This is a genomic window from Actinokineospora guangxiensis, from assembly GCF_042657845.1.
Classification (GTDB): Bacteria; Actinomycetota; Actinomycetes; order Mycobacteriales; family Pseudonocardiaceae; genus Actinokineospora; species Actinokineospora guangxiensis.
Genome location: NZ_JBHSKF010000001.1, coordinates 577440 through 594941, shown reverse-complemented (window position 1 = coordinate 594941; position 17502 = coordinate 577440). Strand labels below are relative to the sequence as shown.

Genomic DNA, 17502 nt, shown 5'->3' with positions numbered 1-17502 from the left:
GATCGGCGTAACTTCCGGCAGGCATGTGACGAGTTGGTCACGGCCCGCGACAGACCTGACGGGAGGAACGTCGACACGGAGGTGGATGTGCGACCGGTCAAGGCAGGTCCCGTGCAGGTGTTCGCGGCGGACCTGCGGGCCCTGCGCCGCCGGTGCGGGACACCCGACTTCACCGCGATGGCGCGGCGGACGGGGGCATCGGTCGACGCGCTGAGCGACGCCGTCGGCGGGGAGCACCTGCCCGCGTGGGCCACGGTCGCGGCGTTCGTGCGCGGCTGCGGGGCCCAGGCCGCCGACTGGCGCGGCCGGTGGGAAGAGGCCCGCGACGGCATGCTCGTGCGCATCCCGGTACCGCGCCGCCCGAGCTGAACGCCGCAGGCCACACTGGTGCCATGGCGACGTTCACGCAGTGGGTCACCGGGGCGCGCGTGCGCACCCTGCCGAACTCGGTGGCCCCGGTCATCGTCGGCGCGGGAGCGGCCGCGGCCGTCTCCGCGTTCTCGCTGACGCGCACCCTGCTGGCCCTGCTGGTCGCCCTCGCCCTGCAGGTCGGCGTGAACTACGCCAACGACTACTCCGACGGTGTGCGCGGCACCGACGCCGACCGCGTCGGCCCGCTGCGGCTGGTCGGCTCCGGGCTCGTGCCCGCCGGCGCGGTGCGCACGGCGGCGTTCGCCTGCTTCGGCGTGGCGGCGGTGGCCGGGCTGGTGCTGGTGGCGATCAGCGGCTTCTGGTGGCTGCTGCTGGTGGGCGCGGCCTGCATCGCGGCGGCCTGGTTCTACACCGGGGGCGAGCGGCCCTACGGCTACTCGGGGTGGGGCGAGGTCGCGGTGTTCCTGTTCTTCGGCCTGGTCGCCGTGCTGGGCACCCAGTACGTGCAGGCCGGACGGGTGAGCTGGGCCGCGGTGGCGGGCGCGGTGGCGATGGGCGCGTTCTCGGCGGCGGTGCTGGTCGCCAACAACCTGCGCGACGTCCCGACCGACGCGGAGACGGGCAAGCGCACGCTGGCCGTGCTGCTGGGCGAGGCGAACACGCGCCTGCTTTACGGAGCCTTGGTGGTGCTGCCGTTCGCGATGACGCTGCTGATCGCCGTCTCGCAGCGCTGGGCGCTCGTCGCGGTGCTGGCCGGGGCCCTGCTGGCCCCGGCGGTCAAGCGTGTGGTCAACGGGGGCCGGGGGATGGAGCTGGTGCCGGTCATCAAGCAGACGGGCATGGCGATGCTGGCCTGGGCCGTACTGACCGGCGCCGCCCTCGGCTGGGGCTGAGAAGCCCCGGTCACCCCGCGGGCGGGGTGCCGTCGTCCTTGCGGCGCTTCTCGTCCAGCTTGCGCAGGAAGTCCGGGTCGTCGTCGGGGGCGATCGAGCTACGCCTGCGGTTGCCGACCTCCGCCGTCTGGGGACCGAAGGCCCGCCACAGCAGAACGGCGATCGTCACAGCGCCGACTGCGGCGAGCAGGTACACCATCCAAGCCACCTCCATGTGCTGAGGTGTTCGAGGTTAGCCGCAAATGTCCGATCGCGGGGGAGACGGCCCCGGCGGTCAGCCCTGGCCGCCCGCTTCGGTGGTCAGCTCGGCGAGCAGGGTCTTGACCTCGGACTCGCGGAACCGGCGGTGCCCGCCCGGGGTGCGGATCGAGCCGATGCGGCCCGCCGTGGCCCAGCGGGTGACGGTCTTGGGGTCGACGCGGAACAGCCCGGCCACTTCCCCCGGGGTGAGCAGACGCTCTCCAACGTGCGCGGTCACAGCGCTTCCCTCCTGGTCGCGGGGCAACAGGTGGAACAAACGGGAACATCGTGACATCCACCCCGCCGGGTACTCGAACGGTTGGGTGATGGTAAAGAGGTAGTAAGGGACAAAAAGGTTGCTTCGGACACTGGCGGCGAGGGCCGTACTCTGCTGCCCCGTGGACAGTGTCGATCGCCGGATCATCGCAGCGCTGCGGACCAACGGGCGGATCACCTACGCCGACCTGGGCAGGCAGGTGGGACTGTCGGCCTCGGCCGTGCACGAACGGGTCGGCAAGCTGGAGTCCTCCGGGGTGATCACCGGCTACCACGCCGTGGTCGACGCCCGGGCCATCGGACTCGACGTCACCGCCCTGGTCAGCATCCACCCCAACGACACCGCCGACGACGAGGACGTCGCCGCCGCGCTCGCCGAGCAGCCGGAGATCGAGTCCTGCTACCGGGTGGCGGGCGACGAGGCGTTCGTGGTCAAGGTGCGGGTGGCCACGGTCGACGAGCTGGAGCGGGCGCTGAACCGGCTGCGGCGCATCCCCGGCGTGGCCAGGACCCGCTCGACGGTGGTGCTCTCGACCCGGTTCGAGGGCAGGCCCAACACCGTGGCCGGGGTGCTCTCGCCCGCGAAGCCCCAGGCAGGCGCGCCCGGGTAACGTGCGGGGCGTGCACTCCTCGCTCGGCAGGGACATCGCCTTCTACACCGCCGCCCGCATCGCGCTGGTGGCCGCCGTCACCGCCGTCCTGCTGTTCTTCGACGTGCCGATGCTGGTGAGCCTGGCAGTGGCGATCGTCGTCGGGTTCCCGCTGGGCATCCTGCTCTTCCGCGGCCTCAACGCCCGCGTCACCGCCGGTCTCGCCGAGCGGGGCGCCGAGCGCCAGGCCGAGCGGGACAAGCTGCGCGCGCAGCTGCGCGGCGAGGACGTCACCGACTCCCCTGGCCCCGGGGACAAGGCGTGACCGCGCTCGACCGCTGCTGCGAGCACCGCCGCTCCTGGGTCTGCCGCGCGATCCGCATCATCGACGCCGACGCCAACCGCAGCGCCGACACCCACCTGCTGCCGTTCCCGCTGCCCGCCGAGTGGAACATCCAGCTCTACCTCAAGGACGAGTCAACCCACCCCACAGGCTCCCTGAAGCACCGCCTGGCCCGCTCGCTGTTCCTCTACGCCCTGTGCAACGGCTGGATTGACGAGGGCACCCCGGTGATCGAGGCGTCCTCGGGGTCGACGGCGGTCTCCGAGGCGTACTTCGCGCGCATGCTCGGCCTGCCGTTCATCGCGGTCATGCCGCGCACGACCAGCCCGGAGAAGGTCGCGCTGATCGAGCACCAGGGCGGGCGCTGCCACTTCGTGGACGAGCCGAGCCAGCTCTACGCCGAGTCCCACCGCCTGGCCGGTGAGCTGGGCGGGCACTTCATCGACCAGTTCACCCACGCCGAGCGCGCCACCGACTGGCGCGGCAACAACAACATCGCCGAGTCGGTGTTCGAGCAGATGTCCCTGGAGCCGCACCCGACCCCGGAGTGGGTGGTCGTCGGCGCGGGCACCGGCGGCACGAGCGCCACGATCGGCCGCTTCATCCGCTACCGCGCCCTGCCCACCCGCCTGGCCGTGGTCGACCCGGAGAACTCGGTGTTCTTCGACGCCTGGCGCGACGGCACCGAGCTGACCGGCTGCCGCGGCTCGCGCATCGAGGGCATCGGGCGGCCCCGGGTGGAGCCGTCCTTCGTCGGCTCGGTCATCGACCGCATGGTGAAGGTGCCGGACGCGGCCTCGATCGCGGTGATCCGCGTCGTCGCCGACGTCCTCGGCCGCCGCGTCGGCGGCTCGACCGGCACCAACCTGTGGGGCGCCTTCGCCATCGTCGCCGAGATGCTGGCCGAGGGCCGCGCGGGCAGCGTCGTCACGCTGCTCTGCGACGGCGGCGAGCGCTACAGCCACACCTACTACGACGACGCGTGGATCGCCGCGCAGGGCATGGACCTGGAGCCGCCGTCGGCGGTCGTCCGGGAGTTCCTGGCGACGGGCGTCTGGACCGGCTGAGGCCCGGGGGGACCGGGCCCCAGCCGCCGGTCAGGCGCGCTTGCGGCGGACGAGCATCAGCGCGGCGCCACCGAGCACGGCGAGCACACCGACGCCGAACAGCGCCCGCACGTCCGCCCCGGTGTCGGGCAGCGAGCCCGGCGGCGCGGGGCGCGGGGCCGGGGCGGGCGCGGTGGTCACCGGGGTGCTGGGCGGGGTCGGTGCGGTGGTGGGCGCGGTGGGCGTCGACGCGCCCGGGACGACCTTGACGGGCCAGTCGCAGACGACCCAGCAGCCCTCGGCCACGACACCGACCCAGCCCTGGCCCGCGACGACGTCCCACGGCCCGCCCACCTCGACGCCGTAGCCGCCGGTGGCGATGGCGGTGAAGGCGGCGACGCCGTCGCGGCCGGTGCGCCGGGTCGCGGTGAGAGCCGGGTCGGCGTTGTGGGTCAGCACGACGTCGACGCCGCGGATGCGCTCTCCCGCGTCGGGAACGTCGTCGCCGTCCTTGTCGTGGTACGGGGTGACCGTGATCGAGCCGGTGGTGCCCGGCACCCTGGCCTCGTCGCGCGCCTGGGGGTTGTCGGTGGTGTCCATGCCGAAGTCGCAGGCGAGGGTGACCACGCCGTAGCGGCGCGCGGCCTCGGGCACGGTGCCGCTGAACCGGTGCTGGTACGTGGCTCCGGCGGCGAGGTCGACGCCGTCGGCCCCGTACGCGAGGTCGCCCCAGGCGATGTCGGTGAGGTGGTGGGCGTTGCCCGCTCGGTCGCAGAAGGCCTTGACGCCGAGCAGCGGGATCGTCCCGGTGTTGGTCAGGGTGAGGTCGAACTCGGCGGTGTCGCCGGGCTGGTAGGTGTCCTTCACCAGGCGCAGCTGGGCCTTCAGGCTGCGGTCGAACGGCGCGACGCCGCGCAGCGGGACCTCGACGGTCTCGTCGGCGACCACCGTGGGCGAGCTGAGGTCGAACTGCCAGCCGTCGACGGGCTCGACGGTGACGCGGTGCCGGACCGGCGCGAGGCCGCCCACGCGGTAGCGGCCCTCCGCGTCGGTCGTCGTGGTGTGCGGGGCCGAGGTGGAGTCGAAGGAGTTGGAGACCGAGACCTTCGCGCCCGCGACGGGCTCGCCGTCGTCAACGGTCCCGTCGCCGTCGCGATCGAGGTAGACGGTGCCCGCGATGGCACCGCTGACGACCTCGACCGGCGCGCTCGCGCGCACGTCGAAGGAGTGGCCCAGGTGGGTGACGAGGTAGGCGTCCAGCACGGCCTCGGCACGGCCGGGGTCGGCGATGACGCCGCCCAGCCGCTGGGTGTGCGACTCGCCGGGGGCCAGCGGCACCCCCGGACCGTCCAGGAAGTCGAGATCGCCCCAGGCGTCGGGATCGAAGTGGATGTCGCCCACTTCGTGGAGGCGGTGGCGGCCGTGGGCGACGGTCTCCACGTCGCCGGTGTTGGTGACCGTGAGCGTGATGAGCACCCGGTCGCCGGTGCGATAGCCGGGCTTGTCGAACACGACCTCGTGGCCGAGTTCCGCGAAGGGCGGCGGGTCGTCCTGGGCGAGCGCGGTGCCGCCGGACAAGCCGCCGAGGGCGAACGCGAGCAGTGCGGCGCTCCACCGAGCGCGAGGTGTGGACATGCGCGATACCCCAGAAGTCCTGGCCGTCCCCCGACGCCCGGCGACGTCATCGCTGGTGGCGATTCGCCCGCGACGCTACCGAGCGGGCGCCGCTTCGCTGGGCGGTTCGGGGAGCCGGGACCCGATCGGCCTAGAGCGTGCGGCGCAGGTCGTTGGGGAAGTCGTCGGCCACGGTGGCGGCCAGTTCGAGCAGGCCCAGGCGGGTTTCCGGGAGGAGGCGGTCGAGTTCGATCTCGGCGCCCTCCTCCAGGTGTGGGTCGAACGGGAGGCGGCAGACGGCGCGGCAGCGCGCGCCGAAGTGGTCGGCGAGCTTGTCGAGGTCGACCTTGCCGGAGCCGGGGCGCACGGAGTTGATGACCGCGACCGAGCGGGAGACGAGGTCGCGGTAGCCGTGGGCGTCGAGCCAGTCGAGGGTGGCCGAGGCGCTGCGCGCGCCGTCGACCGAGCCCGAGGAGACGATCACCAGGGAGTCGGCGAGGTCGAGGACGCCCTTCATCGCCGAGTGCATCAGGCCGGTGCCGCAGTCGGTGAGGACGATGTTGTAGAAGTGCTCCAGCAGGGCGACCGTGCGCCGGTAGTCCTCTTCGCTGAAGGCCTCGGAGACGGCCGGGTCCTGCTCGCTGGCGAGCACCTCCAGCCGGGACGGGCCCTGGCTGGTGTAGGCGCGGATGTCGCTGTAGCGGCGGATGCGCTCGGCGTCGCGCAGCAGGTGGCGGACGGTGGCGGTGGTCTCCAGCGGAATCTTCTGGCTGAGCGTGCCGCGGTCGGGGTTGGCGTCCACGGCGATGACGCGGTCGCCGCGCAGCGAGGAGAACGTCGAGCCGAGGGTGGTCGTCGTGGTGGTCTTGCCGACGCCGCCCTTGAGGCTGAGCATGGCGATCTTGTAGCAGCCGCGCAGGGGCTGGTTGACGCGGCCGATCAGCTCGCGGCGGCGCAGGTCGGCGGGGCTCTCGCCGGGGTTGATCAGGTGGCCGCTGGCCACGTAGACCGCGCGCCGCCAGCCGGACTGCGGGGCGCGCTTGGCCTGCTTGACCAGGTGCGAGGTGGACAGGTCGCCGGAGGTGTGGCCGCGGCCCTGCTGCTGCGGGGACTGCTGGTAGCCGTAGCCGGGGTTCTGCTGCTGGTACTGCGGGCCGGACGGGGTCGCCTCGGCGTAGTGCCCGGCGTACGGGCTCGGGTGCGGGCCGGACTGGCCGGGGCCGACGGGGTGCGGGCCGGACTGCCCGGGAGCCGGGAAGGGGCCCGACTGGCCCGGGTTGACGGGGTACGGACCGGACTGCCCGGGGTTCACCGGGTACGGGCCCGACTGGCCGGGGTTGACAGGGTAGGGACCGGACTGCCCGGGGTTGACGGGGTACGGGCCCGACTGGCCGGGGTTCACCGGGTACGGGCCCGACTGACCCGGGTTGACCGGGTAGGGGCCGGAGTTGCCCTGGTACGGGCCGGGGTTGACCGTGTGCGGGCCGGACTGGCCGGGGGTGGCGGGGGTCTGCGCGGGCGGTCCGGGGTGGGCGGTGCTGTCGGTGCCCGCGTCGGGGTCGCCGTCGGGGATGTGGGCGTCGGCCGGGTGGACCTCCGCGCGGTCCGGGTTCGGCCCGAAGTCACCCGGGTTGTCGCCCGGGGCAGGCCGCCACGCCATGTCGGACTCCTCTGGGCGTCCAGTCACCCCTGCGCCCCTTCTGCTTGGTCCCGCAACCCTCTTCCAACCCTCGGTTGCGACCGTAGTCGCTGGCCGAGGCCGCCCGCTCATCGGGTCATGCGTAGGAGTGCAGGCCGGTGACCACGAAGTTGATGAAGAAGGTGTTGAAGAGGATCACGACGAATCCGACGATGTTGACCATCGCCGCGCGCGGGCCGCGCCAGCCCGCTGTCGCCCGCGAGTGCAGGTATCCGGCGTAGACGACCCAGGCCACGAAGGCCACGACCTCCTTGGGGTCCCACCCCCACGCCCGGCCCCACGCCGACTCCGCCCAGATGGCGCCCGCGAGGATGCCGAAGGTGTAGATCGGGAAGGCGAACACCGTGGTCTGGTAGGCGACGCGGTCGAGGGTGTCGGCCGGGGCGAGCCGCGCGCCGAACGCCGAGGGCTTGCCCGTCTCGTGCCGCAGGCGGACCAGGTACAGCACGCTGATCACACCGGGGATGAGCAGCAGCCCGCTGGAGGAGGCCGCGGCCACGACGTGGATGACCAGCCAGTAGGACTTGAGCGCGGGCTGCACGGGCGCGGCCTCGGCGTAGAAGACGGTAAAGCCGAGGAACAGCAGGACGACCACGGGCGTCATGACGAACGCGCCGAGCCTGCGCACGTCGAACTTGCGCATCAGCACGATCCAGCCGACGACGGCGACGAACATGGTGGCCGCGCCGTACTCGAACATGTTGCCCCAGGGCGCGCGGCCGGTGGCGAAGCCGCGCAGCACCAGCGAGGTCAGGTGCAGCAGCGCGCCGAGCACGGTCAGCGCGGCGGCGCTGCGCCCGAAGCGCTCGGCGCCCGTGCGGCGGCGCGGCTGCTCGATGACGCCGATCGGCACCTCGGTGGGCGCGCCCGCGCCGACGAGCTGCCTGGCCTCGGCGCGCTTGCGGGTAGCCTGGCCGAAGGCGCCCTCGACGGCGTAGCCGATGAGCGCGAGGAAGTAGACCAGCACGGTGGCGGCGTAGGCCCAGTCGCTGTACTGGGCCAGACCCTCATCGATGGTCATGTCAGTCCTTCCGTTGGCCGTTCGGCTCGCTGAGCTCGGCCGCGATCCTGCTGAACTCCTCGCCGTATCCCGCCTGGTCGGTGCGGGCGAGCCCGCCGACCTCCACCACGGTACGGCCACCGCCGGTCGGGGTCGCGCGCACCCACAGCCTGCGGCGCTTGATGACCAGCGAGACGCCGAGGCCGAGCAGCATGGTGACGGCGAAGCCGAGCACCCACGGCTGGGCGGGGTCGTGCGAGACCTGCAGCGAGACCCAGCGCTGCACGTCGGTGAAGGCGATCACGGTGCCGTCGTCGAGGGTGATCTGCTCGCCGAGGGACATGTTCTCCCTGGCCACGCGGGTCAGCCTGCCGCTGTCCACCAGCGACTGGTCGATCTCGAAGATGGACTGCCCGCGCCCGGAGTCGATGCCCAGGTCGCCGCGCATGACGTCGACGGCGACACCGGGGTCGGTCAGGTCGGGGAAGTGCGAGGAGAGCACGTTGTCGACCACGACCTGGGTGGGGGCGAAGAGCCCGGTGACGGCCAGCTGCTGCTTGCGGCGCTGCTCGGGGTCGGTGACGCCGGGCGGGTCGAACTTGGTCGCGCCCTCCGACAGCAGCGTCTGCTGGTCGACCGGACGCCACTGGATCGACTGGGTGCGGGTCTCGCCGTTGGGGAAGGTGACGGTGAAGACGGGGGCGTAGCCGTGGCCGAGCAGGTAGACGCGGTCGCCCTCGGTGCGCAGCGGGCTGTTGACCTGCAGGCTGTAGGGCCGCCAGGTGCCGGTGTCCAGGTCGGCGCCGGACTGGTAGTCGATGTCGGCGGTGAACTGGTCGGCGACGCCGCTGGGCAGGTAGTCGGCCTCGAAGCCGTTGACCCGCACGCAGAACGGGGTCAGCTCGGTGCCGTCGACGCGCAGGCCGGGGCGGAAGGAGTCGTAGCCGAAGGTGCCGCCGTTGCAGAACTGCGAACCGTTGGCCAGCACGATGACCTGGCCCTCGTAGTTGATCATCTTGCCGATGGCGAGGGAGACGATCAGGCCCAGCATGGCGAAGTGGAAGACCAGGTTGCCGGTCTCGCGCAGGAAGCCCTTCTCGGCGCTGACCGTGCGGACGCCGCCGTCCTCCTCGCGCTCGACCAGCCGCCAGCCGCGCAGCCGCGCCTTGGCCGCGGCCACGACCTCGGCGGGGTCGCGCTGGTCGTCGGCGCTGGTGTGGTGCGGCAGCCTGGACAGGTTGCGCGGGGTGAGGACGGGCTTGGCGCGCAGCGCCTTGGCGTACTCGGCGGTGCGCGGGATCAGGCAGCCGACGATGGAGACGAACAGCAGCAGGTAGATCGCGGAGAACCAGACGCTGGCGTAGACGTCGTAGGCCTGCACGCGGTCGAGGAACTCGCCCCACCAGCCGTTGGCGGCGATGAACTCGTTGGTGGCGCGCAGGTTGATCGACCGCTGCGGCAGCAGGGCCCCCGGCAGCGCGGCCAGCGCCAGCAGGAACAGCAGGATCAGCGCGGTCCGCATCGAGGTCAGGCCGCGCCAGGTGTTGCGCAGGAAGGCGGTCACAGCGGCAGCTTCACATCCGAGACGACGGTGTTGCGCAGCCAGGACACCAGCTCGCCCCACAGCCCGGTGACCAGCGCGATGCCGACGGCGATCAGCAGCGCGCCGCCGACGATCTGGATGACGCGGCCGTGCGTGCGCAGCCAGGTGGTGGTGCGCACCGCCCACCGCGCGCCGACGGCGATCAGCAGGAACGGCAGCCCCAGCCCGAGGCAGTAGACGACGACCAGCAGGTAGCCGCGTGCCGCGCCGCCCCCGGTGGCGGTGGCCAGCGAGAGCACCCCGGACAGCGTCGGCCCGATGCAGGGCGTCCAGCCCAGGGCGAAGACCCCGCCGAGCAGCGGCGCGCCCGCCAGGCCCATGCGCGGGGTCTTGTGGATGCGCACGTCCTTCTGCAGGGCGGGCACCAGCCCGATGAAGACCAGCCCCATGGCGATGGTGATGACCCCGCCGATGCGTTGCAGGAGCAGTTCGTTGACCAGCAGCGCGTCGGCCAGCCAGACCAGGCTGCCGACGGTCGCGGCGAAGACGACGGTGAACCCGAGGATGAACAGCGCCGCCGCGCCCACGACGCGGTAGCGCCCCCGCTTGCGCTCCTCGTCGGCGGCGACGGCGGGCGCGTCCGCGCCGACGAGGGCGGCGAGGTAGGCGAGGTAGCCGGGCACGAGCGGGACCACGCACGGCGAGGCGAAGGAGATGGTCCCGGCGGCGAGCGCGATCAGCCCGGCGAGCAGCAGCGGGCCGGAGACGGCGATCTGCGTGGGGTCCACCCGGTCAGGGTAGGCAGGCGTGTTCAGCGGGGTCGCGGCGGAGGTGGCTTGAGGCGCGCTGGGTCACAGGCACATTCGAGCGGCACTCGCGTCCGGGGTATGACCTGCGACTCCGGATTGGAAACCCGCAACTTGCCTACTGAATCGATACAAATGCCGCGGGTAGTGCCACCGTATACGCGCTTGCTCCTGGGCCGACCGGAGTACTCCGAGGAGGTGCGAACCGTGGCCGAAGCCCTCCGTCCCGCGGTCGACGCGGTGTTCACCCGCCTGAAGTCATCGGCATTCCACGAACTGGTCGACCTCGCCCGCGCCGGCGACCGCGACGCCACGGCGACCATGATCGCCTGGATGCAGCCTGCGATCATGCGCTACTGCCGCGCCCGCATCGGCCGCGGCGGCTCGGCCTTCGCCACCGCCGACGACGTCGCCCAGGAGATCATCGCCGGGGTGATCAAGGCAATCGGCACCTTCGCCGACGCGAGCACGTCGTTCATGCCGTTCGTGTACGGGATCGCGTCGAACAAGGTGGCTGACCACTACCGGCGCATCGCCCGGGAGCGCCACGAGAGCGTCGCCGAGCTGCCGGACGCGGCCGACCCGGCGCTGGGTCCTGAGCAGGTGGCCGTGCGGCACGAGCTGACCCACCGGATGGCGGAACTGCTGGACACGATCGCGCCTCGGCAGCGGGAGATCCTGGTGCTGCGGATGGTGGTGGGGCTGACGGCTCCGGACATCGGGCACCTGCTGGGGATGAGTTCGACGGCGGTGCGGGTGGCCCAGCACCGGGCCCTGGCGGCGCTGCGGGCCCGGCTGAGCGCGGAGGACTGGCTGTAGGACGGGCAGCGGCGCGATCTCTTGCAGGGTCGCGCCTCGCTTGGCCGAACTCTCACCCCCACCGCCTCGAACGGCTGCTCCCCCTGGCCACCGCCGCCCTCGCCGGTTCGCTACTCGGCGATCAGGCGCTCCACCACCGGCCGTAGGTCCTCGGCCAGCAGTCCGCGCATGTACGCCGCCGCCACCCGTCCCTGCTTGTCGATGACGAACGTCGCCGGGACCACGGCCCGCGGATACCCCTTGAGCGCCAGCAACGACCGCCCCGGCGGGTCGTAGATCGACGGGTACGTCAGGCCCCGGTTGGCCATGAAGTCCCGGGGCTCCTCCGGCTGGAAGTCGCGCACGTCGATGCCCAGCACCTGCGCCCCCCTGGGCCCGTACTCGTCCTGGATCGCCTGCAGCTCAGGCGCTTCCGTGCGGCACGGCGGGCACCAGGCGCCCCAGACGTTGAGGATGACGACCTTGCCGCGGTAGTCCGACAGGGCGAGGGTCTTGTCCTCCTCCATCAGGGACGGGCCGGAGACCTCCGGGAGGGGTTTGCGGTCGGCGCCGTCGTAGGTGATGTCGGTCTGGCCGCCCGGGGAGACGAAGACGAACTCGGCGGCGGTCGGGGAGTTCCCCGCGTCCGAGCAGCCCGCGAGGGCCAGCAGCGCGGCGAGGAGCAGGACCGCCCTCATGCGCCGGTGTTCTTCGGGTCGCTGGAGCCCGCGGGTTCGGTGTACCTGATGCCGACGAGCTGTTCGCCGTCGAAGACGAGGCTGGTCAGTGACGCCAGGGAGCACTCGCGGCGGGTCGGGTTGTGCCAGAGGCGCTTGCCCTCCAGGTAGCGCCGGATCGTCCACACCGGAAGCTGGTGGGACACGCAGACCGCTTCCCTGCCCTCGGCCGCGGCCCGCGCGCGGTGCACCGCGCCGAGCATGCGGTGGGCGATCTCCAGGTACGGCTCGCCCCAGGAAGGGGTGAACGGGTCGCGCAGGTGGGGCCAGTTGCGGGGGGAGCGCAGGGCGCCGTCGCCGACGCTGACCTTGCGGCCCTCGAAGATGTTGCGGGACTCGATCAGCCGCTCGTCGGTGGCCAGGTCGAGGCGGTGGGAGTCGGCGATGGGCAGGGCGGTCTGCTGGGCGCGCTCCAGCGGGGAGGCCACGACGTGGACGATGTCGTTGCCGCTGAGGTGCTCGGCGACGGTCAGCGCCTGGCGCTCGCCGGTCTTGGACAGCCGGTAGCCGGGCAGCCTGCCGTAGAGGACGCCGGTCGGGTTGTGCACCTCGCCGTGGCGCAGCAGGTGGACGGTGGTGCGGCTCATCTCGGCTCCTTCGCGGCGGCCGCGGCGGCTGCCGCGGGGGGCAGGGCCGAGGCGATCTCCTCGAACGCGGCGTCGTCCAGGGCGGCGCTGACGAACCAGGCCTCGAACGCGCTCGGCGGGGCGTACACGCCGTGGTCGAGCAGGGCGTGGAAGAACGGCGGGAAGCGCCAGGTCTGCGCGGCCTTGGCGCCGGCGTAGTCCACGACCGGCTCCTCGGTGAAGAAGACACTGACCAGGTTGCCCGCGTACTGCACCCGGTGCGGCACCGACGCCGCCGTCAGCGCCTCGGTGAGCAGCGCGCCCAGGCGCTGGGAGTTGGCGTCGAGGGCCTGGTAGACCTCGGTGTCGGCGGCGCGCAGCGTGGCCAGGCCCGCGGCGACGGCGACGGGGTTCCCCGACAGCGTCCCGGCCTGGTAGACCGGGCCCTCGGGGGCCAGGCGGGCCATCACCTCGCCGCGGCCGCCGAACGCGGCGGCGGGCAGGCCGCCGGACATGACCTTGCCGAAGGTGTAGAGGTCGGCGGCGACGGGCTCGATGCCGTGCCAGCCCGCGGCCGAGACGCGGAAGCCGGTCATGACCTCGTCCATGACCAGCAGCGCGCCGTGCGCGGCGGTGATCTCGCGCAGGCCCGCGTTGAAACCGGGCAGCGGGGCGATCGCGCCCATGTTGCCCGCGGCGGCCTCGGTGATCACCGCGGCGATGGTGTCGCCGTGCTCGGCGAAGGCCGCGCGCACCGCGTCGAGGTCGTTGTAGGGCAGGACCAGGGTGTCGGAGGCCTGAGCGCCGGTGACGCCGGGCGAGGTCGGCAGGCCGAGGGTGGCGACGCCGGAGCCCGCGTCGGCCAGCAGCGCGTCGACGTGGCCGTGGTAGCAGCCCGCGAACTTGACGACCTTCGTGCGCCCGGTGAACCCGCGGGCCAGCCGGATGGCGCTCATCGTCGCCTCGGTGCCGGAGTTGACCAGCCGGACCCGCTCGACCGGGGCGACCCGGCCGATGATCTCCTCGGCGAGGTCGAGTTCGGCGGGCGTCGGGGTGCCGAAGCTGAGCCCGGTGCCCGCCGCGGCGCGCACCGCCTCCACCACGGCGGGGTGCGCGTGGCCGAGGATCATCGGGCCCCAGGAGCTGACCAGGTCGACGTAGCGGTTCTCGTCGGCGTCCCACAGGTGCGGCCCGCTGCCCGACACCATGAACCGGGGCGTCCCGCCGACGGCGGAGAACGCGCGCACCGGCGAGTTCACGCCGCCGGGGATCAGCCTGCGGGCGCGGTCGAACAGCGCGGCCGAGGTGCGGACGTGTGCGGGCTCGTGAGTCACGCCGCCCAGTCTGGCAAATGACCCGGCGTGTCCGGGGTCACGGGGTTGGCCAGCGGTTACCGTGCGGTCCGTGAGCCGTCTGCTGCTGGTCGTGGTCGCCCTGCTCGCCCTGGCCGCCCCCGCCTCCGCCGATCCGCCCGCGCGCCTTCCCGGGCAGATCACCGACTCCGGTGGCGCGCTCGGCGGCGGGCGCGCCGAGGTCCAGGCCGCCATCGACCGGCTCTACGACGAGCACCGGCTGCGGCTGTGGGTGGTCTACGTCGACGGGTTCGACGGGGTCGGCGGGACCGACTGGGCCGAGCGCACCGCCGACGTCAGCGCCCTCGGCGAGCGCGACGTGCTGCTGGCGGTGGCCACGGCCGACCGCGAGTACAGCCTGTACTCCCCCGGGCTGCCCGACGAGGTCACCGACGCGGAGTTCGCCGACGTGCGCGCCGAGCGGGTCGAGCCCGCGCTGCGCGGCGGCGACTGGGCGGGCGCGGCGGTGGCCGCGGCCGACGGGCTGGGCTCGGCGATGGCCCCGCGCGCGGCGGGGGCCGGGGGATGGACGCTGTGGGTGATCATCGGGCTGGCGCTCGTCGGCGGGGTCGGGGTGTGGTGGTACGCGCGCCGTAAACGGGCTCAGCGCACCTCGGCCGGGCTCGCGCAGGCCCGCCGAACCGACGACCCGGCCGTGCTCGCCGGGCTGCCCGACGAGGCGCTGGACGCGCGGTCGCGGGAGCTGCTGGTGGAGGTGGACAACGCGCTGCGGGCCAGCGTCGAGGAGCTGGAGCTGGCCACCGGCGAGTTCGGCGAGGCGCGCACCCGCCCGTTCACCGAGGCCTGCGCGCACGCCCGCGCCGCGCTGGCCGCCGCGTTCGCCATCCGCCAGCGCCTGGACGACAGCGACGATGACGTGCCGGAGACGCCCCAGCAGCGCCGCGACCTGCTCATCGAGCTGATCACCGGGCTCTCCTCGGCCGACGCCGAGCTGGACGCCAGGGTCGCGGAGTTCGACGCCCTGCGCGACCTGCTCATCGACGCGCCGAACCGCCTGGCCGCCCTGACCGAGCGGGTCGTCGCCCTGACCGTGCGGCTGCCGGAGTCCCGCGCCGCCCTGGCCCGGCTGGCGGCGGAGTTCCCGGCGCGGGCCGTCGCGCCGGTCGCCGACAACGTGACGATGGCCGAGCAGCACCTGTCCTTCGCGGAGAAGTCCATCGCCGACGGCCGCGCCGCCGTGGCCCGCCCGGCGGGCGAGCAGGGCGAGGCGGTCGCCGCCATCCGGGCCGCCGAGGGCGCCGTCGGCCAGGCCGCCGCGCTGCTGGACGCCGTCGACCGCGCCGCCGAGGACATCCGGACCGCGGTGTCGTCGCTGCCCGCCGCCATCGAGGCCCTGCGCGCCGACATCGCCGAGGCCGAACGCCGCGGCGACGTCGACCCCGCCACCGTCAGCGCCGCCAAGTCCGCCCTGACCACCGACCAGACCACCCCGCTGACCGCCTACGCCACGATCACCGCCGCCGACGCCGACCTGGACGCCGCCATCGCCGCCGCGGGCGAACGCCGCCGCCGCGCCGACCTGCTCACCCAGACCACCGCCGCCGCCACCGCCCAGCTCACCGCCGCGGAGGACTTCATCGCCGCCCGCCGCGGCGCCGTCGGCGCACAAGCCCGAACCCGCCTGGCCGAGGCCCGCCGCCACCTCGACGCCACCCGCACCGCGGACCCGGACGCGGCGCAGCGACACGCCCAGTGGGCCATGGACCTGGCCAGGCGCGCCGCCGCCGAGGCCGAATCCGACGTCCGCCGCTGGGAGTCCTCCCGCACCACCGGCGGCGGCGACCTGGGCGCGACCCTCGGCGGCATCCTCATCGGCGGCATGCTCGGCGGCGGCCGCTCCTCGGGACGTTCCCCAGGCCGCTCCCGAGGCGGCCACCGCCCCGCGTCCTTCGGCGGCACCCGGGGCACCCGCCGCCACGGCGGCGGCGGCCGCTTCTGACAGCGCCGATCAGTCCACAGGCGGCCCGGTTGAGGGTGAAGCGCCCCTCTCCCGCTGGATAACCTGGCGGCGGGGGGCCGGATGTTCGGGTCTGACAACGGCACAGGAGCAGGTGTGTCCCCGTGAGCTTGCAAGGCTCGGCAGGCGACAAGAGGGCATAGTGGGTGGCATGACCGAGCAGCCTGGTGACTACAGCGAAGCGGGTGTGCCCAGCTTCGACTTCGTGCGGAACAAGATCGAGGGGCGGCACGCCACGTCCGTCGGCTCCTCCGAGCTGGCCGAGGCGACGCCGGAGGCCGCCGACGTCAACACCACGATGGCCGAGCGGGACAAGGCCGGGGCCGACCGCCTGGAGCAGATCCGCAAGGCGATGCGCGGCGAGTAGGTCAGCGTTTGCGGGTGGCCAGGACGGCGTTGCGCACGGCTTCCAGGAGGGCGATCGCGGCGAGCGCGCCCGCGGCCACCGAGAGGGCGACCAGGTCGCCGGCGTACTCGGCGAACCGCAGGTCGGGGCGGTCGGGCAGGGGGGCCGTCTCGACCACGCCCCTGTCCCACAGCCACAGCGCCAGGACGGTGCAGCCCGCGGCGACGACGACGGCGACCGCGGCGAAGATCCAGCGGCGGGGCTGGTGCAGCGGGGTCGTGGGCTCCGGCCAGGTCAGGTGGGCGCCCTCGTCGAGGTCGGGTGCGGTCACCCGGTCAGCCTCTCACGCTCGGCCATCGGACCCGTGCAGTACTCGCGGACGTCACCCCGCAGGAGCAGGCCGATCACCGTCGCCCACACCAGGGCCAGGGCGCTGCCCGCGATGAGGTCCGCGGGGGCGGTCAGCGAGACGGCGACGGCGTGGGCGGTGAGGACACCGAGCAGCGCCAGGACGAACAGGACCACGCGGGCCCACGCCCGGCCTGTCCGCACGGGGATCGCCACGGCGATCGACCCGGCGGCGGCCAGTCCGGCGATGACGGCCATCCACCCCGGCTCGCGGTCGGACACCGCGAGCAGCACGCCCACCGATGCGCCGCCCACGGCCGCACCGAATAACGCGCCGGTCACGGCCAGGGGACGCTCAGTGAAATCGGGGTACGACGCCATCACGGGGGTTATGTAGCCAATACCCCCTCAAGTGTTACCAACTCTGGAGTAGGACGCTCAGCGCGACCTGAAGTAGGCCCCGGAATCGCCGACGTACATCAGCACGATCGCCGCGCCGATGAGGGCGATCAGGGCGATCGCGACGATGGGGCTGGCGCCCGCGGTGCCGAGCAGCGTCAGCACCAGCAGCAGCCCGCCGAAGACGGTGAGCAGGACGCGCGCCCAGTTGCGCCCGGCCCGCATCGGGAACGCGCCTGCCAGGAAGGCGATCAGGAACACCAGCGGCAGCGCGACCGCCAGGGTGATGAACAGGCCGGCCGCCGCCTCCAGCTCAGCGCCGGACAGACCGGTGTCGGCTTCGCGCAGGGCCGATTCCACCGTGGCGCGGTCCAGGCTGAGGCCGCCGAGCACGCTCAGCGCCAGAACGGCCGCCACCGCGATGCACAGCCAGAAGGCGATGCTCACGGTCTTGGGCCTGGCCGCGGCCGGGCGCGCGGTCTGCTGCGGGCGCACCGGCGGCGCGCTGGGCAGGGGCTCGTTGTCGTGGGGACCCGTGGTCATGGGCAAACGCTAT

Annotated in this window: 21 protein-coding genes; 8 read left to right on the top strand and 13 right to left on the bottom strand. The window is 73.3% G+C overall.

Annotated features, from left to right (window positions below; all coding sequences use genetic code 11):
• The first annotated feature begins 87 nt into the window (after window positions 1-87).
• A complete protein-coding gene (locus ACFPM7_RS02775) occupies window positions 88-369 on the top strand; it encodes a helix-turn-helix domain-containing protein (protein WP_378243380.1) in 282 nt (93 codons plus the stop codon).
• 23 nt (window positions 370-392) lie between these two features.
• Window positions 393-1265 carry a 1,4-dihydroxy-2-naphthoate polyprenyltransferase gene (locus tag ACFPM7_RS02770; RefSeq protein ID WP_378243378.1) on the top strand — a complete coding sequence of 291 codons (873 nt, stop codon included), beginning with the start codon at window positions 393-395 and terminating at the stop codon, window positions 1263-1265.
• Between the two features lie 10 nt (window positions 1266-1275).
• On the opposite strand, the gene ACFPM7_RS02765 is transcribed toward ACFPM7_RS02770, so the two are convergent.
• Together ACFPM7_RS02765 and ACFPM7_RS02760 are read right to left on the bottom strand one after the other, a co-directional pair.
• Window positions 1276-1464 (bottom strand): hypothetical protein, encoded by a 189-nt coding sequence (locus ACFPM7_RS02765; protein WP_378243376.1) that lies wholly within the window; start codon window positions 1462-1464, stop codon window positions 1276-1278.
• Window positions 1465-1539: 75 nt separating this feature from the next.
• A complete protein-coding gene (locus ACFPM7_RS02760; RefSeq protein WP_378243374.1) occupies window positions 1540-1743 on the bottom strand; it encodes a BldC family transcriptional regulator in 204 nt (67 codons plus the stop codon).
• Window positions 1744-1903: 160 nt separating this feature from the next.
• Here ACFPM7_RS02760 and ACFPM7_RS02755 point away from each other — a divergent pair, with 160 nt between their 5' ends.
• The 3 genes from ACFPM7_RS02755 to cds1 are packed head-to-tail and all read left to right on the top strand — an operon-like array spanning window position 1904 to window position 3781.
• Window positions 1904-2392: an Lrp/AsnC family transcriptional regulator gene (locus tag ACFPM7_RS02755; protein ID WP_378243372.1), complete on the top strand. Its 489-nt coding sequence runs from the start codon at window positions 1904-1906 to the stop codon at window positions 2390-2392.
• A gap of 10 nt (window positions 2393-2402) precedes the next feature.
• Window positions 2403-2696, top strand: coding sequence for a DUF4229 domain-containing protein (locus ACFPM7_RS02750; RefSeq protein WP_378243370.1), 294 nt, complete (start codon window positions 2403-2405; stop codon window positions 2694-2696).
• The gene (cds1, locus tag ACFPM7_RS02745; RefSeq protein WP_378243368.1) at window positions 2693-3781 is read left to right on the top strand and encodes an L-cysteine desulfhydrase Cds1; all 1089 of its coding nucleotides are present in this window, start codon (window positions 2693-2695) and stop codon (window positions 3779-3781) included. Before ACFPM7_RS02750 ends, cds1 begins: the two co-directional genes overlap by 4 nt.
• A 30-nt stretch (window positions 3782-3811) precedes the next feature.
• Here the strand turns inward: cds1 and ACFPM7_RS02740 are convergent, their stop codons facing one another.
• The 5 genes from ACFPM7_RS02740 to ACFPM7_RS02720 form a co-directional block, all read right to left on the bottom strand.
• Entirely contained in the window at window positions 3812-5395 is a 1584-nt protein-coding gene (locus tag ACFPM7_RS02740) for an SdrD B-like domain-containing protein (protein WP_378243366.1), read from the bottom strand.
• Window positions 5396-5525: 130 nt separating this feature from the next.
• Entirely contained in the window at window positions 5526-7034 is a 1509-nt protein-coding gene (locus ACFPM7_RS02735; protein WP_378243364.1) for a MinD/ParA family ATP-binding protein, read from the bottom strand.
• 115 nt (window positions 7035-7149) lie between these two features.
• Window positions 7150-8094, bottom strand: a complete 945-nt coding sequence (gene ccsB, locus ACFPM7_RS02730) for a c-type cytochrome biogenesis protein CcsB (protein ID WP_378243362.1) — start codon at window positions 8092-8094, stop codon at window positions 7150-7152.
• A 1-nt stretch (window position 8095) separates the two neighbouring features.
• Entirely contained in the window at window positions 8096-9595 is a 1500-nt protein-coding gene (gene resB / locus ACFPM7_RS02725) for a cytochrome c biogenesis protein ResB (RefSeq protein WP_378243835.1), read from the bottom strand.
• A 38-nt stretch (window positions 9596-9633) separates the two neighbouring features.
• Window positions 9634-10404: a cytochrome c biogenesis CcdA family protein gene (locus tag ACFPM7_RS02720; protein WP_378243359.1), complete on the bottom strand. Its 771-nt coding sequence runs from the start codon at window positions 10402-10404 to the stop codon at window positions 9634-9636.
• A 225-nt stretch (window positions 10405-10629) separates the two neighbouring features.
• Between ACFPM7_RS02720 and ACFPM7_RS02715 the strand changes: the two genes are divergently transcribed.
• Entirely contained in the window at window positions 10630-11241 is a 612-nt protein-coding gene (locus tag ACFPM7_RS02715; protein ID WP_378243357.1) for a sigma-70 family RNA polymerase sigma factor, read from the top strand.
• Window positions 11242-11351: 110 nt separating this feature from the next.
• Here the strand turns inward: ACFPM7_RS02715 and ACFPM7_RS02710 are convergent, their stop codons facing one another.
• The 3 genes from ACFPM7_RS02710 to hemL are packed head-to-tail and all read right to left on the bottom strand — an operon-like array spanning window position 11352 to window position 13857.
• Window positions 11352-11918, bottom strand: coding sequence for a TlpA family protein disulfide reductase (locus ACFPM7_RS02710; protein ID WP_378243356.1), 567 nt, complete (start codon window positions 11916-11918; stop codon window positions 11352-11354).
• Window positions 11915-12544 carry a histidine phosphatase family protein gene (locus ACFPM7_RS02705; RefSeq protein ID WP_378243354.1) on the bottom strand — a complete coding sequence of 210 codons (630 nt, stop codon included), beginning with the start codon at window positions 12542-12544 and terminating at the stop codon, window positions 11915-11917. The genes ACFPM7_RS02710 and ACFPM7_RS02705 overlap by 4 nt, the downstream gene beginning before the upstream one ends.
• The gene (gene hemL, locus ACFPM7_RS02700) at window positions 12541-13857 is read right to left on the bottom strand and encodes a glutamate-1-semialdehyde 2,1-aminomutase (protein WP_378243352.1); all 1317 of its coding nucleotides are present in this window, start codon (window positions 13855-13857) and stop codon (window positions 12541-12543) included. The genes ACFPM7_RS02705 and hemL overlap by 4 nt, the downstream gene beginning before the upstream one ends.
• A 70-nt stretch (window positions 13858-13927) precedes the next feature.
• Here hemL and ACFPM7_RS02695 point away from each other — a divergent pair, with 70 nt between their 5' ends.
• Window positions 13928-15835, top strand: coding sequence for a TPM domain-containing protein (locus tag ACFPM7_RS02695; RefSeq protein WP_378243350.1), 1908 nt, complete (start codon window positions 13928-13930; stop codon window positions 15833-15835).
• Between the two features lie 169 nt (window positions 15836-16004).
• Window positions 16005-16220 carry a hypothetical protein gene (locus ACFPM7_RS02690; RefSeq protein WP_378243348.1) on the top strand — a complete coding sequence of 72 codons (216 nt, stop codon included), beginning with the start codon at window positions 16005-16007 and terminating at the stop codon, window positions 16218-16220.
• Between the two features lies 1 nt (window position 16221).
• On the opposite strand, the gene ACFPM7_RS02685 is transcribed toward ACFPM7_RS02690, so the two are convergent.
• From ACFPM7_RS02685 to ACFPM7_RS02675, 3 genes are all read right to left on the bottom strand, one after another.
• The gene (locus tag ACFPM7_RS02685; protein ID WP_378243346.1) at window positions 16222-16530 is read right to left on the bottom strand and encodes a hypothetical protein; all 309 of its coding nucleotides are present in this window, start codon (window positions 16528-16530) and stop codon (window positions 16222-16224) included.
• Window positions 16527-16862 carry a hypothetical protein gene (locus ACFPM7_RS02680; RefSeq protein WP_378243344.1) on the bottom strand — a complete coding sequence of 112 codons (336 nt, stop codon included), beginning with the start codon at window positions 16860-16862 and terminating at the stop codon, window positions 16527-16529. The genes ACFPM7_RS02685 and ACFPM7_RS02680 overlap by 4 nt, the downstream gene beginning before the upstream one ends.
• A 123-nt stretch (window positions 16863-16985) precedes the next feature.
• Window positions 16986-17489, bottom strand: a complete 504-nt coding sequence (locus ACFPM7_RS02675) for a hypothetical protein (protein WP_378243342.1) — start codon at window positions 17487-17489, stop codon at window positions 16986-16988.
• Window positions 17490-17502 lie beyond the last annotated feature (13 nt).